General features: G+C 43.1%; 13 protein-coding genes. 10 read left to right on the forward strand and 3 right to left on the reverse strand.

What is annotated here, in order from left to right; genetic code table 11:
- Nucleotides 1-115: 115 nt before the first annotated feature.
- A complete protein-coding gene (locus tag CZ794_RS12415; protein ID WP_087041911.1) occupies nucleotides 116-2,413 on the reverse strand; it encodes a sodium:proton antiporter in 2,298 nt (765 codons plus the stop codon).
- Nucleotides 2,414-3,087: 674 nt separating this feature from the next.
- On the opposite strand from CZ794_RS12415, the gene CZ794_RS12420 reads away from it, so the two are divergent.
- The 8 genes from CZ794_RS12420 to CZ794_RS12455 all read left to right on the forward strand — a co-directional run bounded on the left by CZ794_RS12420 (nucleotide 3,088) and on the right by CZ794_RS12455 (nucleotide 10,428).
- Nucleotides 3,088-4,452 carry a Do family serine endopeptidase gene (locus CZ794_RS12420; RefSeq protein WP_373407938.1) on the forward strand — a complete coding sequence of 455 codons (1,365 nt, stop codon included), beginning with the start codon at nucleotides 3,088-3,090 and terminating at the stop codon, nucleotides 4,450-4,452.
- Nucleotides 4,453-4,687: 235 nt separating this feature from the next.
- Nucleotides 4,688-5,893, forward strand: coding sequence for a hypothetical protein (locus CZ794_RS12425; RefSeq protein WP_087041913.1), 1,206 nt, complete (start codon nucleotides 4,688-4,690; stop codon nucleotides 5,891-5,893).
- A 432-nt stretch (nucleotides 5,894-6,325) separates the two neighbouring features.
- Entirely contained in the window at nucleotides 6,326-7,231 is a 906-nt protein-coding gene (gene dapA, locus CZ794_RS12430) for a 4-hydroxy-tetrahydrodipicolinate synthase (RefSeq protein WP_087041914.1), read from the forward strand.
- A gap of 124 nt (nucleotides 7,232-7,355) precedes the next feature.
- On the forward strand, nucleotides 7,356-7,685 hold the full coding sequence (locus CZ794_RS12435) for a hypothetical protein (RefSeq protein ID WP_256958975.1): 330 nt from the start codon (nucleotides 7,356-7,358) through the stop codon (nucleotides 7,683-7,685).
- 127 nt (nucleotides 7,686-7,812) lie between these two features.
- Entirely contained in the window at nucleotides 7,813-8,526 is a 714-nt protein-coding gene (purC, locus tag CZ794_RS12440) for a phosphoribosylaminoimidazolesuccinocarboxamide synthase (protein ID WP_087041916.1), read from the forward strand.
- Nucleotides 8,527-8,965: 439 nt separating this feature from the next.
- A complete protein-coding gene (locus CZ794_RS12445; protein WP_087041917.1) occupies nucleotides 8,966-9,391 on the forward strand; it encodes an N-acetyltransferase in 426 nt (141 codons plus the stop codon).
- 34 nt (nucleotides 9,392-9,425) lie between these two features.
- Entirely contained in the window at nucleotides 9,426-10,058 is a 633-nt protein-coding gene (locus CZ794_RS12450; protein WP_087041918.1) for a DNA-3-methyladenine glycosylase, read from the forward strand.
- Nucleotides 10,059-10,116: 58 nt separating this feature from the next.
- Nucleotides 10,117-10,428, forward strand: a complete 312-nt coding sequence (locus CZ794_RS12455) for an NGG1p interacting factor NIF3 (RefSeq protein ID WP_087041919.1) — start codon at nucleotides 10,117-10,119, stop codon at nucleotides 10,426-10,428.
- 106 nt (nucleotides 10,429-10,534) lie between these two features.
- Here CZ794_RS12455 and CZ794_RS12460 read toward each other — a convergent pair whose 3' ends face one another.
- Both CZ794_RS12460 and CZ794_RS12465 read right to left on the reverse strand, forming a co-directional pair.
- Nucleotides 10,535-11,002 (reverse strand): hypothetical protein, encoded by a 468-nt coding sequence (locus CZ794_RS12460; RefSeq protein WP_087041920.1) that lies wholly within the window; start codon nucleotides 11,000-11,002, stop codon nucleotides 10,535-10,537.
- 785 nt (nucleotides 11,003-11,787) lie between these two features.
- The gene (locus CZ794_RS12465; protein ID WP_087041921.1) at nucleotides 11,788-11,991 is read right to left on the reverse strand and encodes a CsbD family protein; all 204 of its coding nucleotides are present in this window, start codon (nucleotides 11,989-11,991) and stop codon (nucleotides 11,788-11,790) included.
- A 445-nt stretch (nucleotides 11,992-12,436) separates the two neighbouring features.
- Here CZ794_RS12465 and CZ794_RS12470 point away from each other — a divergent pair, with 445 nt between their 5' ends.
- Together CZ794_RS12470 and CZ794_RS12475 are read left to right on the forward strand one after the other, a co-directional pair.
- On the forward strand, nucleotides 12,437-13,168 hold the full coding sequence (locus CZ794_RS12470; RefSeq protein WP_087041922.1) for a TetR/AcrR family transcriptional regulator: 732 nt from the start codon (nucleotides 12,437-12,439) through the stop codon (nucleotides 13,166-13,168).
- Nucleotides 13,169-13,316: 148 nt separating this feature from the next.
- Entirely contained in the window at nucleotides 13,317-15,521 is a 2,205-nt protein-coding gene (locus CZ794_RS12475; protein WP_087041923.1) for a molybdopterin oxidoreductase family protein, read from the forward strand.
- The last annotated feature ends 87 nt before the right edge of the window (nucleotides 15,522-15,608 follow it).

The raw sequence follows: 15,608 nt of genomic DNA on the forward strand, positions 1-15,608 counted from the left end.
GCCTTTAAGACAATAGCAAAATTGAACGCCGTCAATTAGAAGCAACATAAAAAAGCCCCAACAGTGCGTTGAGGCTTTTTTTATATTTATCGATATTTATTTTATAAAAAAGGTTTTAGCGCTTGTCTGCGTTGCTTGCGTCTTTTTTCTCAGACTCTTTTTTCTCAGACGATTTAGAGCTGTCATCGTCTGTACTAGCCGTATTGTCTTGACCAGAGTCAGGTAGGCGATTTGGATCAAGGCCGCCTTTTTTGTTTTTTGGAGCATTGCCATTACCGTTGGTACTACTGCTAGAGGTCTTGGTTTTCGACGTTGCGGTCGAGTTAGCGGACATCACCCCTTTATTTGCAGGGTTCGTAGCATCTTCTTTTGGCTCTGCCGCTTTGTCATCAGAAGATTTGCCTGTGTCCGATAACGTCTCTGTACGGCTTGGTTTTGACGGTGCATCATTGCTTATATTTTGCTCACCGTCTTTTTCTAGACTTGTCGCAGATTCCTGCGCCCCTGCCTGCGCACTGTTGTCGTCCAGCTCCTTTTCTTTACGCTTTTCAGGCGCTTTTGATTTGGATTCAAAGCTGGCATCGGCTGCCATTCGCGCTTGCTCTTGCTTAGGAGTGACATCTACTGGTTTTGGCTGTACTTCATCCTCGACCACCAGTGAGATAAGCTTGCGATCGCGTGGGACGTTGCCATCGAATTTGTCGGTAATAACGTGCAATTTGCCTTCTTTATCAATGGTATAGAGCGGCACAAACTGCTTGTTGTCTGCCTTATACTGCTCAAAACTATAACTGTCTGTAATGTTGGTGATTTTGATACGGGCCTTTTTGGACAGCATACTGGCAAGCTTGGTATAAGTCACATCCTTGCCAAACAGCCACTGCGAATGGAAGTTTGACTGCTTGTCATCACGCTCGCTTCTGGCCTTCTCATCACTGAATTTGAGACGATATAGCTTACGCTCACCAAATTCATGACGGTAATGAATTTCAGACAAAGTGTTCATCTCTTTGTCCATACTCATGGCAAATAAACGCCCAATACCAATCAGGTCAAGGTAGCGATCAGCATGATCAGAGATGGGATTACCAAAATAAGTACGTAGTCCGCTCATGCGGGCGCGCGCGATATTGGTATAGTTGTTGTGAGCGACAATGACGTCAAACCCTTGATCTTTTAAAGAAGTGGCAATCAAAAGGGCAATAGGATTTGAGCCAACGATAAGAATACCGTTGGTTTCAGGCTCGCGTACACCAAGCAAATTGCCAACGACCTTGGCGCCCAAGCCTTGAATCATGACCGTACCGATAATGACCATAAAGACGAGCGGTACCAATAGCTCAACCCCTTGAATATCGTACTCTTGCAAACGGATGGCAAACAACGACGAAATAGCAGCCGCAACGATACCACGTGGTCCAATCCAGCTAATCATTAGTTTTTCGCTGGTTTTGAGGTTTGAGCCAATCGATGAAGCCCATACAGACAGCGGACGCGCCACAAACATCACGATAACGAGCAATACCAAGCCTGCAAAACCCACACTCAGTAAGCTTGCCAGCTCCACACGAGCCGCCAAAATGATAAAGAGTACCGAAATCAAAAGAATGGTCAACGACTCATTGAATTCTAAAATGGTCTCGCGTGGGAATTTTGGCCAGTTTGCCAAAGCAACACCCAGTACTGTGACCGTCAACAGCCCAGATTCATGCTCTAGATGGTTGGAGACCGAAAACAACACCAGTACAAAGGCGAGCGTAAATACATTACGCAAAAATTCAGGAATCATGTGGCGACGCATCAGAAACGCCAATAACCAAGCACCAGCCATCCCAAGAACGGTCGCCAATATAACAATTTTGGCAAACAATAAGATACTGCTGGCTTCGCCGCCTGAAATAATGTACTCATAGACCAATACCACGGCAATTGCGCCGATTGGGTCAATGATGATGCCTTCCCATTTTAGAATATTAGATATCGTTTTGTTGGGACGCACACTACGCAGTAGGGGCATGATAACGGTGGGGCCTGTGACACAGACCAGCGCGCCGAACAATAAAGCGACCAAGGGGTCAACATCGAATAACAAGTAAGTCGATAAGGCAACGATGGCAATGGTAATCAGAACGCCCACCGAGACCAGCATCTGCACAACCGTACCATGCTGTTTGATCTCATCGAACTCTAAGGTCAGTGAGCCTTCAAACAGGATAATGGCTACGCCCAAAGAGATGAAAGGGAACATGAGTTCCCCAAGCACCAAATCAGGGTCAAAGACCCCCAGTACGGGCCCCACAATAATGCCAATTAGCAATAAAAATAAAATGGACGGTTGCTTCAAATACCAAGCCAACCATTGGGCGGCAATACCAATCCCAACCACGCCAGATAATAATAGGGCGGTATCCATAAGTTGATCCTTTTATAATCTTGTCATATTTTATATCTATCAATCGTTTTTATAGAAAAACTGTCGTCAGTCGCGTGATAAGTAGAGGCGACTGTTGATAATGGCATCTTTTTATAAAGTCTGAGCTACAACAATGATAGCTATCATGAATCACAACATGAGCTAAATATGATATATATACTATAAAGTAGTAGAGACAAAAGCATTCCCAAATATATAACGTCATTTTAGAAATACAAAAGATGAAAAATAAGAGTGATGATCGTCAATTTGATAAACTTACCGTCGGTAAATTCAACGTTTGTTTTTTTAGAAATTGTTTGGCTGCTATCATACCATGATTTTATTTCTTACCTATCATGATAGAGCTTACCACCGTATCGACATGAATACGTTGGCACTGAAGCCACGTGAGTCAGAATAAGCAGTCTCAACGACATCAATCACTGAGCGACTAAAGCGGTAAACCGATCAAAAGCTATGCAGGCAACATTATCCAAGATCACTTTAGCTTATACAAGTCACGACCAATAACAGCCAATATGGCCCTTAATAATTGACCACCCATTCATGCAGAGGACGATATGTCTATCACTATATTTAAAGCGCGCATTAAACCCAGTACGCAACATTGGTTACACCGCGGTGCATTGGCGCTTGCTATCAGCACTGCGATGGCAACTGGCGTGACTGCAACGACCTTGACTTCTGCTCAAGCCGCCGTAACCACTGCGGACTTCTCTGATCTTGTACAACAAGTCACACCTGCGGTTGCACGCGTCAATGTCACCAAAACCGTCAGTGAAGATGAGCTTGCTAAAGCGCAAACGGCTGAACTATTGCGACAGTTCTTTGGTGATCGATTACGCATTCCAGATCAGGCCACGACACCAACAGTTGAGCATGCTTATGGTACGGCCTTTTTTGTGACTTCTGATGGCTATATGCTGACCAATCATCATGTGATAGAAGGTGCTGACAAAATCACGGTCACGCTGAATGACAGAACAGAGCTGGATGTAACCTTGGTGGGTAGTGATGAGCGCTCAGATGTGGCCGTGCTTAAAGTAGCAGGTAGTAAGTTCCCAGCGCTGCCTATTGGGGATTCAAATGCGCTAAAAGTAGGGGAGCCTGTCCTCGCTATCGGTTCGCCATTTGGTTTTGATTATTCAGCATCAGCGGGCATTGTCAGCGCCAAATCACGCAGTTTTTCACGTGAGATCAGCGTGCCTTTTATCCAAACAGACGTGGCACTCAATCCTGGTAATTCAGGTGGTCCATTGTTCAATCAGCGCGGTGAAGTGATTGGTATTAACTCACGTATCTTCAGTGGTACTGGGGGTTATATGGGGCTGTCCTTCTCGATTCCGATTGATGCTGCCATGGATATTTATGAGCAGATAAAAACGAATGGAGAAGTGGCGCGCGCTTATATGGGTATTTATCCTCAAGACATCGATCGCAATTTGGCAGAAGCTTATAATTTAGCACGTCCGCAAGGGGCATTATTGACCCGTGTCTCTCCTGATTCGCCTGCCCAAAAAGCGGGTCTAAAATCGGGCGATATCATTTTGCAATATAATGACGTGCAAATCATGCGCGCCTCAGATTTACTCAATTTGCTGAATCGTGCAAAGCCCAGCGATACATTCCGTGCCCAAATCCAGCGCAATGGTCAGCAGATGACAGTAAATGGCAAGCTTACCTATGCACCTGATGACGTGAGAGCGCAAGGTGGTGACCAGCAAAACAACGACATACAGTTGGGGCTGCGTCTGCGTAACCTGACAGCCGATGAACAAGCAGAGATCAGTGTAGACAAAAGCTCGGGTATCTTGGTAACCACTGTTGACCCGACTGGTTTGGCGGCGCGATCGGGTATCATGGCAGGCGATGTGATTACCAATTTCCACCAAAAACCAATCAAAAAAGTGGCGGATTTTTCAAGTGCGATCTCATCATTGCCCAAAAAAGGAGTGGTGACTATCGAGGTTATTCGTCAAGGTGTGCCTGGTATTATCGGTTTGCGCATTGAATAAGTAGCGATGTCGCAGAGGTAATAATAGAGACTGGGCTTTGGGATAGGGTGGAGAGTGCGTCGATAATTGTACTTGTCTATCACAGAGCTTGACCTCTATAATGGCTGATTTTTTGGCAAATGACCAAATGCCGTCACTAACTGACGCCATGAGTGATAGATTTATTGCTCAATGCGTTCTAACATAGAGTAAGCCACTTGATAGGCTCCTATTCTTAAGTAACTACCAGGTAATTATGACTGACCATGCTTTTCATATACTCAGTACTTCTACGGCAGCAGCATTGCTAGCGTATATAGTACTGTGGTCAGGGCTGCAGACATTCAATGCCAATCCCACCAAGCGTTTTTTGCGTATTTGGGTCAAGTTGATATTGTATTATGCTGCTTATACCATGCCTATATGGATAGTGATGTTGGTTTTGGGGTGGTTACGAAAGACGCTACCGATGATGCAAGACTCAGTATTTTTCTTAGTCTTGGCAATATTGGTCATGGGGTTGTATTTTTATACAGTGATTGTACAGCCCAATCGTTTGCGCGTAGAGCGTCATGCGGTTGATTTGGGGTTGTCTTCACCGCTGACCATCGCTGTACTGGCAGATTTACGTATTGGTTTATATAGTGGTAAGCCGCGCCATATTCGCAAACTGGTTGCTACCATTAACGCATTGTCAGCGGATGCCGTCATGATTACAGGCGACTGGTTGTATTATCCAAGCGCGGATTTGGTTGGGCAACTCATGCTATTTAAAGGCGTGAATAAGCCCATTTATACTGTGATGAGTGTCTCAGATCTGCGTTATCAGTCAATTAATACCACCAAACAAGGTCAGCCGTTACTAGAAGATACGTTGGCCAGTGCTTTTGACATATTAGATATCAGCTATATTGGTCAGCAGTGTACAGCATTGCCCTTAATCTGCGCATTAACTGCAAAGCACCATTCAGCTTCCAGCTCGTCAAGTGACTCATCAAACAGTCAAATGCTTACTAAGAAAACAAGTACAAAAAACGATTCTGTAGTCGCATTGCTGTGCGGCTGGCAAGATATTCCTCAACCAACGTCTGAGGTGGAGACGCCCAGTAGAGCCGCCAAAGCAGCGCTTGCCGACAAAATCACTCACGCCTCGCAGCCTGTCATTATTTTAGCGTCACGATTTGATAGTATTAGTCATTTGCCAAGATCGGTACAACCACGTCCTTTATTGATCACGGGTGCGGCAAAAACCACTCAAAAAAATATATGGTTGGCGCAGAAGCAAAAAGATATCCAGCGCAATAAAGAGCGCTCCACCTTGCTAAGAAATAACCGTATGAGTAAGCAGCATGGTTTGTATCAATATGGCAGCGCACAGATATTTGTGAGCAGCGGTATCGGTACGCGAGGCTTGCCTTTTCGCTTATATCGTCCTACTATCGATGTGTTGACCATTCGCTAACTAAGTCAGAACAATAAAAGATTATTACCATCAGATTAGTACCATCGCTATTATGTTTCAAAAGAAAAATAAGAGACGATTTGGTATTTATTAATGATAGTGACGGGTAATTGATTGATAGCGGTTAAATCAAAATATGCTACACTAGCAGGCGATTTTATTATTATGGGTTTTTTATTTAAAACGCATGGTTGATGAGCGGTAAAAATCCCGCCAATACAGGTGTTAGCGTTCAAAATCTATACCAGCAATGCGATAAATAAAAGCCAAACACTCAGTAGAACTACTGAGCAAAAATTATTAAGCAAGAAATTGGCCATGGTCTTTATGAGTGCACACGTTCATGGGTGCAACCATCGCAATGGACACTTGCAAACGACCTATCATGTGACAGCTTTGACAAAAGCTAGGATAATACAGTAAGGCACGGTTATGAGCACAGCATACGACGAAATCAAAACCCGACTACAAGGCTCAATGGTAGCCTTGATAACGCCCATGCACCCTGACGGTAAGGTTGATTATAAACGTCTGGCGGACCTCATAGATTGGCAAATAGAGCAAGGCACTCATTGTCTTGGTGCTGTGGGTACAACTGGTGAGTCTGCAACCTTGTCTATGCAAGAGCACAGCGATGTCATCCGTTACTTTATCAAACATGTAAATGGCCGCGTACCTGTGATTGCAGGCACAGGCGCTAATAACACGGCTGAGGCAATTAAACTCACCCAAGAAGCAGCCGATGCAGGCGCTGATTGCACCCTTCTTGTGGCTCCTTATTATAATAAGCCACCACAAGAAGGATTGTATCAACACTATAAAGCCATTGCTGAAGCGGTTGATATCCCGCAGATGCTTTATAATGTACCAGGCCGAACGGTTGTGGATATCTCTCAAGAAACGGTTGAACGTCTGGCCGATATTGACAATATCGTTGCGATTAAAGATGCCACAGGTTCTGCCGTACGCGGTGAGCAACTGATTAAAGCTATGGGTGATAGAATCGTCGTACTGTCTGGTGACGATGGTACTGCACTTGATTTAATGCGTGTGGGCGGTAAAGGTAACATCTCTGTGACTGCAAACATTGCGCCAAAAGCGATGAGTACTGTGTTTTCTGCGGCACTACGTGGCGACTTTGAAGCCGCTGATAGCGCACATGACGTCATTAAGCACCTACATCGTGACTTGTTTCTTGAGTCAAACCCTATTCCTGTCAAATACGCAGCTCATAGGATGGGTTTGATTGAGAAGGGCATTCGCTTACCATTGATTTGGTTACCAGAACAACACCATGCGACTATTGATGAAGCCTTAGTCAAAGCGAACTTATTGTAAAATTGTGTGGATAATTGCGAAGCACATGCGTGATAACATATGCTTTGTATGATTGTCTAAGATCTTGTAAACACAATAAGCCAATTGCCCAAATGGGTAATCATTGCTAACTCAGAGAGATAACATGATGACAGTATCATCAAAAACAGTATCATCAAAGACTGCAAAACTATTCCCTGCGATGCTGACCCTAGTTTTAGGGAGCACTATAGTGCTGAGCGGCTGCCAAAGTGTAAAAAACGTACTTGGCAAGCGCGATAATGGCAGCTTAGAGTATCAGCAAAGCAAAAAGCTTGCACCAATAGCGCTACCAGCGGACCAAGAAACGGCACCATTTGTACCGTTATACCCAACACCAAACGCAGGGACAAACACGCTGACATTAAAGAATGAATCAGGTAGTCAGTATCAACTGCCTAAGCCTCAGCGCACAGTCAGCACACCTGCAAACTAATTCTATTTTCCTATTTATACCGCTGGCTTTTATTGCAATTAATCTGAAGAGGTTAGTATAGTGATACAAGTCTCAGCGGTAGCTGCGCGTTTTTACCACATAAGCTTGAACGAACAGGACTCCTCTCATGCAAAAGCAACAACTGCTGTATAAAGGCAAAGCCAAATCTGTCTATGAAACAGAAGACAATGATCTTTTGATTCTACATTTCCGTGATGATACCTCAGCGCTTGATGGCAAGCGTATCGAACAATTGGCACGCAAAGGCGTGGTCAACAACCGTTTTAACGCTTTTATCATGCAAAAGTTGGCAGATGCTGGCATTGAAACGCATTTCGAAAAGCAGTTGTCTGATGACGAAGTATTGGTCAAGCGTTTGGACATGATTCCAGTTGAGTGTGTGGTACGTAACTTTGCCGCTGGTAGCTTGGTTCGTCGTTTGGGCTTAGAAGAAGGGCAGGCATTGACGCCGCCGACTTATGAGTTGTTTTATAAAGATGATGCCCTTGGTGATCCAATGGTCAATGAATCACTGTCCGTATCGCTTGAATGGGCAACTGAAGCGCAGTTGGCTAGAATGAAAGAGCTGACATATCAAGTCAATGATGTGCTAAAAGCCTTATTTGAAGCAGGCGATTTGATACTGGTTGATTTTAAATTAGAGTTTGGCGTATTCCATGATCGCATTGTATTAGGAGACGAGTTCTCTCCAGATGGTTGCCGCATTTGGGACAAGACGACCAAGAAGAAGTTGGATAAAGATCGTTTCCGTCAATCCTTAGGTGATGTAATCGAAGCTTATGAAGAAGTGGCCAATCGTATTGGTGTACCATTGAGCTAAGCACTTTATATAAAATTAGAACCCAAAAACTGAGCCATGTGCTCAGTTTTTTTATGGTATTAAATTGATTTGGATTTCTTAATGAGGACTTGAATTTTTAGTTGTAGGCCAATAGTATCGACTTCTTAACGTACTAAAATAGTTATAGTCTATTTAAAGTTGGTGCACTATACAGATATTAAGCCTTCGGCTATATCTGCTTATGTATATCAAGATGAAACATGAATAGGTAAGATATATAAAAATCAGATCATTATAGAGTATCTGAATGATTAAGATTTATACGCTAAGAGACTTACTGTCATTGAGGTGTACCCGATATTTAAAATTGACCATGCTACTCTGATAGACAAAGATATGAACCAGTTAGACTAAATGCCAAACAGATATATCATATTAGGGTATACCCTAGATCCTTATTTATGAGTTGAAATTAAAGATGATTAGAAAATACAAAAAAGATGACATCGAAATATTGTTGGATATTTGGTTAAGAGCATCTATCGAAGCACATGATTTTATTGCACCTGATTTTTGGAGGTCGCAAATAAATAATATGCGGAATATCTACATACCAGCTTCAGAAAATTATGTTTACGAAAGAGAGTCCAAAGTACTAGGTTTCTATTCTTTACATGAAAATACTTTGGCTGCTATTTTTGTATCTCCTGAGAATCAGAGAGCAGGTATCGGTAAGCAATTAATGAACCATGCAAAAAAGCAAAGGGACAATATTGTTCTTTCTGTTTATAAAGAAAATGAATCAAGTTTTAACTTTTATCTATCGCAAGGTTTTACGGTTGTCAGCGAACAAATTGATGAACATACAGGACATCAGGAATACACCATGAGCACAAGTATCTAACTTCCAACTTCACAAGTAAGAAAAGGCTTAGCTAATGTCTACTGCTTCATCGGCCGTTTTAGAGCCATCCTGGTTTACGCGTCCAACCTGTGTGGTGGCCGCTGATTTGGTCGGTAAGGTGCTTTGTAGAAAGCTGATCGACAATGACGGATCAGAAAAAGTTTTGCGAATGCGTATCTCCGAAACCGAAGCGTATATTGGTTTAGAGGATCCTGCCTGTCATTCCCATGCAGGAACGCGTACGGAACGCACTGAGATCATGTATGCAGAGGGCGGTGTGTTTTATGTCTATTTAACTTATGGCATTCATCACTTACTCAATATGATTACAGCGGCAGCTGAGTCGCCTGAATCAGTTTTGATTCGAGCAGGATTTTTGACAGAGGACAGCGATCGTCTGATTGATGAGCAATGTCAAAGCGCAGATAAACAACTGACTCATCCCAAACAGTTTGCAGGCCCTGGCAAACTCACAAAACGTTTGCAGATTGACCGTGATTTATATGGAAAATCAATTGAGCCTGCATCCGATGTCTGGATAGAAGATGATGGCTGTGTACCGCCCATATCATTGCGTCCTCGTATTGGTATCGATTATGCTGGTGATGCCAAAGACTGGCTACTACGCTATGTATGGACGGATCACCCGTCTTTATCCAAAAAATAGGTATCTGTGCAAATGCACAGAGCCACTTTTATCTTAACGCCATTTATGAGGTAGAGACATGTATAAGCTGACAGTATTCATTCCCAATGATGCCTTAGATACAGTAAAGTCGGCTTTGTTTGCAGCTGGTGCAGGAACGATCGGTGATTATGAACAATGCTGCTGGCAAGTGCAGGGTACAGGACAATTTATGCCGCTCACGGGTAGTGCGCCCCACATTGGGACACACAATCGTCTTGAAACCGTTCATGAGTGGCGAGTAGAGATGGTGGTTGAGGAAAACGCTATCGAAGCGACTATTGCAGCATTAAAAGATGCCCATCCTTATGAGACGCCCGCTTATGATGTGATAAAAGTCTTGGAATTTTAAAGACATTGATATTGTTTGAAGCATAAAAAAGGTCAAACAAACCAACAGCGGGTTCATTTGACCTAAAGCATCCACAGCGTAGAAATGTCAGAAGCGTAGCTGCTTCTTAAGACCAACGATGCTTGTTACGCTTATCATGATGCTTGTCTTTATGTTTGCCATTGTTCTTGTACTTATTTTTATTAGGATGTTTTTTATCATACTTATTGTGCTCCCCATTATTCGACCAACCAGTTCTGTTTGAGCTGATCAGTCTGAGGCTAGGATAAGCGTACTGACGCTCATAGTTTTGATTGTCTTTTCTAACATGGGCCGTTAGGGCGCGATCACCGCGATAGTTATCAGATCTGATGTCCATGACTTGATAACCTTGACGACGCAAGTTTTCGCGTAGTTGCTGCTTAGCGCGATTATAGTTAGCATTGTTGTTATTACTATTGTCACGATAGACAGGGCGATTGTCATAGCCATAACCGGGACCTGCAACAGTACAGCCGACAGTCGTGCCTAATAATGCGGCGACCAGACTCGTAGAGACCACTGTCTTGAATGAAAAAAGGTTTGAGAGTTTCATAATTCAATGTCCTATAATGGGGTTAAATAGCTGGCTAATAGTGAGGTTATTAGTGGCTAAAAAGGTATTGCGTGTTATGAATGGTGAAAAGCTGAATGTCTACATCACCCAACTTTCAAAAATAATTAAAATATCATTTATTTAGAAATCTTTTCTTACATTATCTATCATAAGTGACAAAGCTTGATATTACGTGTCCTGTGCGTTAATAAGTTGTAATAATTGTTTAATAATGAGAGTGTTGTAAGCATATGCTTACACGCAATGACGTTTACGCGACTTAACAGCGGGTTAGGATTCAAGCATTATGTTCATACGGCATTAGGAAGTGTGACTCAAGGATTGAGTGAACCGCATTAAGGACAATGAGTCATTTATCAGAATCAGGATGATAATGATAAATGAAGTAAGGACACATAAGTTTTGCCAGTGACAGCAGTCGTATGCTGTTAGGTGTAGTAAAAAGGGCAGGATGCCCAGTATCACAACATACTGAATATCATGCAAGGATGCATAGGAAGCAGTCGTGATAGGTAACATGGATGGTTAACAATAAAACCGCATAACAAGAGTGTTATGCGGTTTTATCGTATCTGGGTTTTGCTTATTCATCGATGATTTGGTTAATAGTGGTAAAACAGTAGGTACGCAATCATTTGATTTTTATGAATCGCACAAACTAAAAAACCGTATGAATTGTCATACGGTTTTTATTGTCTGGTATTTCTAACCTATCTATTATTCATAAAACCGTTTAGGATTTTTGAAACAGTAACTAGATAAGATTAGTATTTGTTTTCAGTGCGCCACTCATCGACTGCACGCTCAGCATCTTCTTTGTTATGACCATAACGCTCTTGAACCTTGCCTACTAGCTTGTCGCGGCTACCTTCAACGTGTAATAGGTCATCATCAGTCAATTCTGCCCATTTTTGTTTTACTGAACCTTTCATCTGGTTCCAGTCACCTTTTAGAGTATGTTCGTTCATTATTATATTCCTTCTATTATTATTAAAGTGGTTATAAAGACAATGGTTCCATCTGTCTTTTATTAACATTTTACTCAGTAAGCTCGTATATGAGCCAGCTGGTGATAACTAATATAGGCATTTCTAATCGGCTTGTCTGTATAGGCAATGTTTAGAGTGTTTCCCCATTATAGTGATTTGCACTCCTATGTTATGAGCCGCTTATTTGTGTAATAACTGACGCGATTTCTCAGTAAGCTACGTAAAAACCGTAAGCAAATTTAGCATAAGACATGAGCGCTAGAGCGTCGTTCAATTTCTTTGTCCTATATCTATGCACGAGCATTAGACACTTAATGATAGACTTGTTAAGCAAATGACTATAGGCTTATAGTTGAAATGAGCATTGTAATTAATACATGCTGTATAAAGTCGGTACAAACAAACAGTGGATACATGTGACCCAATGAATTTGATAGACATCGTGACTGAAAGGCCTGAAGAGTCAAAGCGAGAACAAGCCAAAGCCAAAACACGGCATGCTCTGCTAAAAAGTGCATTGCAACTCTATAGCCTAGAGGGCGCTTGTGGCATGAGTATGAACAAGATTGCAAAAAATGCCGGTATTGCACAGCCCAGCTTTTACAATCATTTCGATAGTCTAGAGGCACTGCAAAACGAGTTAAGTGAACAGCTCAAACATCATTATCTCTCGCCCATGCGCATGGCTTGGATAACCATGCTCAAGGACTATACCACGCTGACAAGTGAGCAGTTTCATCAGCGTTGCCACTATTGTTTGACGATGATTTTTGATGCAGCCTTCCAAAATATCGATCTGTTTCAACGTTTGATTGAAGATGGTTTGCGTGCGACAACGCAGGCAGAACATCAAGCGATAAACCACAAGGGCGATGCCATTGATCGTTTATCAGATAAAGGTTTGGGTCGCTTGATTGGTGAGATAAAAGAGTCATGGGCGGAGATATTTGCCCAAGGATTGACATCAGCGCAGTGTTCTTTTGAAGCCTCTCAAGTCAATCTCTGCGTTGACGTGGCTGTGGCGCAAGTGCATGAGTTGATAATAGGCTGCCACCAACAGCGATACTTAAGGTCGCAAGCCATTGCTATCTTGTGCAAAAACTTTGATGTGCTGTTCAGTAGTTTTTTTTATGAAAACTGTCGCTCATCAATGTGAGACTAAGCTTGTTAGTTAGCCAGTGTAAATAGTCAGTATAAAGAATGCTGTGGTAAGCAATATCGTAAAAATACAAGATTATCAATCGGTTATAAAATGGACTTTATATAGTAAGAATGAATGCAAACATATCATAAGGAGCGTGACCATGAGTAGTAAAGCGGTGCAGGACCACGAACAAATGCATTTTCGAACCTGTAATTTGTGTGAAGCGATGTGCGGTATCGTTATCAAACACGATGGTGACAAAATCATCTCGATTAAGGGTGATAAAGATGACCCGTTCTCACAAGGATATATTTGCCCAAAAGCAACTGCTTTGCAGGATTTGCATGAAGATCCTGACCGTTTGCGAGGGCCTGTTGAGAGAACGAACGATGGCTGGAAGGAAATTAGCTGGCCTGATGCCTTGGACAAAGTCGCGGTCGGCATCAAATTCGTACAGCAAAAACATGGCACAAATACCCTTGGTATCTACCTTGGCAATCCCAACGTCCACAACTTGGGCGGGATGTTAACGATTAAGCATTTGCTGGGCAGTATAAAAACCCGAAGCCGCTTTTCTGCGACTTCTATCGATCAGTTGCCCCATCACATCGTGAGTATGCATTTATTTGGTCATATGCTGCGTATTCCTGTTCCTGATGTCAATCGCACCCAATATATGCTCATCATAGGCGGTAATCCACTGGCGTCTAACGGCAGTATCATGACCGCGCCAAATATGCGCCAAAAGCTAAAAGATATCAAAGCACGCGATGGCAAAGTGGTGGTGATCGATCCACGACGTACCGAAACCGCAGATATCGCTAGCGAGCATCATTTTATTCGCCCAGCGACAGATGTATTGCTACTATTGGCTATGTTGAACGAAATCTACGCGCAAGGCTATGCTGATAAGGCACAGCTTACCAACAATAGAGCAGCGTCATTAGCTCCAGAAATCGAGCGAGTCGCAGACTTTGCCAAAGACTATAGCGCAGAGTCAGTAGCCAGTATTACGGGTATTGCCGCAGCTGACATCAAACGTATCGTGACAGAGTTTTGTGAAGCACCGAGCGCCGTCTGTTATGGACGTATGGGCGTATCAGTACAAGCGTTTGGCTTGTTGAGCCAATATCTGATTATGGTGATAAATATCGTTACTGGGCGCTTAGATGAAGTCGGCGGCTTGATGTTCCCTAACGCGGCGGTAGATGTGGTCAACAACTCAGGCCCCGGCTATTTTGGCAAGCGTCACAGTCGCGTGAATAATTTGCCTGACTTCAATGGCGATTATCCCGTGGTCGCCATGGCAGATGAGATGTTGGTAGAAGGCGAGGGACAGTTAAAAGGATTTATGACGGTTGCAGGCAATCCTGTCTTGAGCACACCCAATGGTGAAAAATTAGATACAGCGCTGGCAAACTTAGATTTTATGGTGTCGCTCGATTATTTCATCAATGAAACCAGTCGTCACGCCCATATTATCTTGCCACCCGTCTCGCCATTAGAGCGCGATCATTACGACGTGACCTTTAATAACTTTGCGGTCCACAATGTCGCCAAATATTCAAACGCCTTGTTTCGTAAACATAAAAAAGCCAAACACGATTGGCAGATTTATTTGGAACTAGCAAAGCGCCTTGATAAAAAAGTACCGATGGCTACCAAGGTTGAGCGCCTACTCATCAGTGCTTTGGGACCAAAATTTATACTTGATCAAGGCCTAAGACGCGGCCCCTATAAAGGCTTGAATTTGAAGAAGCTGAAAAAAAATATACACGGCATGGACTTGGGGCCACTTAAACCAATGCTGCCACAAGCGTTAAAGCACAAAGACAAAAAAATTCATTTGAATGTGGATTTTTATCAAGCAGATTTGGCACGGGTCAAAGAGATGATGCAGCAATACAATGATCAAGAGATTTTGCTCATCGGACGTCGCCATGTACGTAGCAATAATTCATGGCTGCACAATAGTTATCGATTGGTCAAAGGTAAGTCGCGTTGTACGCTAATGCTGCATCCAGAAACGGCAGAGCAGCACGGTATTGTAGACGGGCAAGACGTGAAAGTGACCTCTCGCGTAGGCAGTGTGATCATCGCAGCAGAGGTGACTGATGAACTGATGCCAGGCGTCGTGAGTATTCCGCATGGCTTTGGTCATGGACGTAAAGGCGTTAAGCAGAAGATTGCGCAAGCGCATGCTGGTGTGAGTGTCAATGACTTAACAGACGACACTTTGATTGATCAGTTGAGTGGTAATGCCGCCGTTAATGGCGTACCTGTGCAATTAGAGGCGTTGGGTGCTAACGCAGACGATGTGGCTAATGCGGTATCAGAAAACTCAGTAGATAGTGCAATCGCATAAGTTCAATTTTTTTAAAGTAAAAAGCAGGCGCTTACACGACGTAAGCGCCTGCTTTTTTATGGAGATAGCTTGGTTATAGTGTTTGGA

Source organism: Psychrobacter sp. JB385 (assembly GCF_900163785.1).
Lineage (GTDB): Bacteria > Pseudomonadota > Gammaproteobacteria > Pseudomonadales > Moraxellaceae > Psychrobacter.

What these genes read in the sequence shown, in the direction of transcription:
- CZ794_RS12415 (WP_087041911.1), bottom strand. Translation starts at nt 2,413, where the DNA reads ATGGATACCGCCCTATTATTATCTGGCGTGGTTGGGATTGGTATTGCC.
- CZ794_RS12420 (WP_373407938.1), top strand. Translation starts at nt 3,088, where the DNA reads ATGGCAACTGGCGTGACTGCAACGACCTTGACTTCTGCTCAAGCCGCC.
- CZ794_RS12425 (WP_087041913.1), top strand. Translation starts at nt 4,688, where the DNA reads ATGACTGACCATGCTTTTCATATACTCAGTACTTCTACGGCAGCAGCA.
- dapA (WP_087041914.1), top strand. Translation starts at nt 6,326, where the DNA reads ATGAGCACAGCATACGACGAAATCAAAACCCGACTACAAGGCTCAATG.
- CZ794_RS12435 (WP_256958975.1), top strand. Translation starts at nt 7,356, where the DNA reads ATGATGACAGTATCATCAAAAACAGTATCATCAAAGACTGCAAAACTA.
- purC (WP_087041916.1), top strand. Translation starts at nt 7,813, where the DNA reads ATGCAAAAGCAACAACTGCTGTATAAAGGCAAAGCCAAATCTGTCTAT.
- CZ794_RS12445 (WP_087041917.1), top strand. Translation starts at nt 8,966, where the DNA reads ATGATTAGAAAATACAAAAAAGATGACATCGAAATATTGTTGGATATT.
- CZ794_RS12450 (WP_087041918.1), top strand. Translation starts at nt 9,426, where the DNA reads ATGTCTACTGCTTCATCGGCCGTTTTAGAGCCATCCTGGTTTACGCGT.
- CZ794_RS12455 (WP_087041919.1), top strand. Translation starts at nt 10,117, where the DNA reads ATGTATAAGCTGACAGTATTCATTCCCAATGATGCCTTAGATACAGTA.
- CZ794_RS12460 (WP_087041920.1), bottom strand. Translation starts at nt 11,002, where the DNA reads ATGAAACTCTCAAACCTTTTTTCATTCAAGACAGTGGTCTCTACGAGT.
- CZ794_RS12465 (WP_087041921.1), bottom strand. Translation starts at nt 11,991, where the DNA reads ATGAACGAACATACTCTAAAAGGTGACTGGAACCAGATGAAAGGTTCA.
- CZ794_RS12470 (WP_087041922.1), top strand. Translation starts at nt 12,437, where the DNA reads ATGAATTTGATAGACATCGTGACTGAAAGGCCTGAAGAGTCAAAGCGA.
- CZ794_RS12475 (WP_087041923.1), top strand. Translation starts at nt 13,317, where the DNA reads ATGAGTAGTAAAGCGGTGCAGGACCACGAACAAATGCATTTTCGAACC.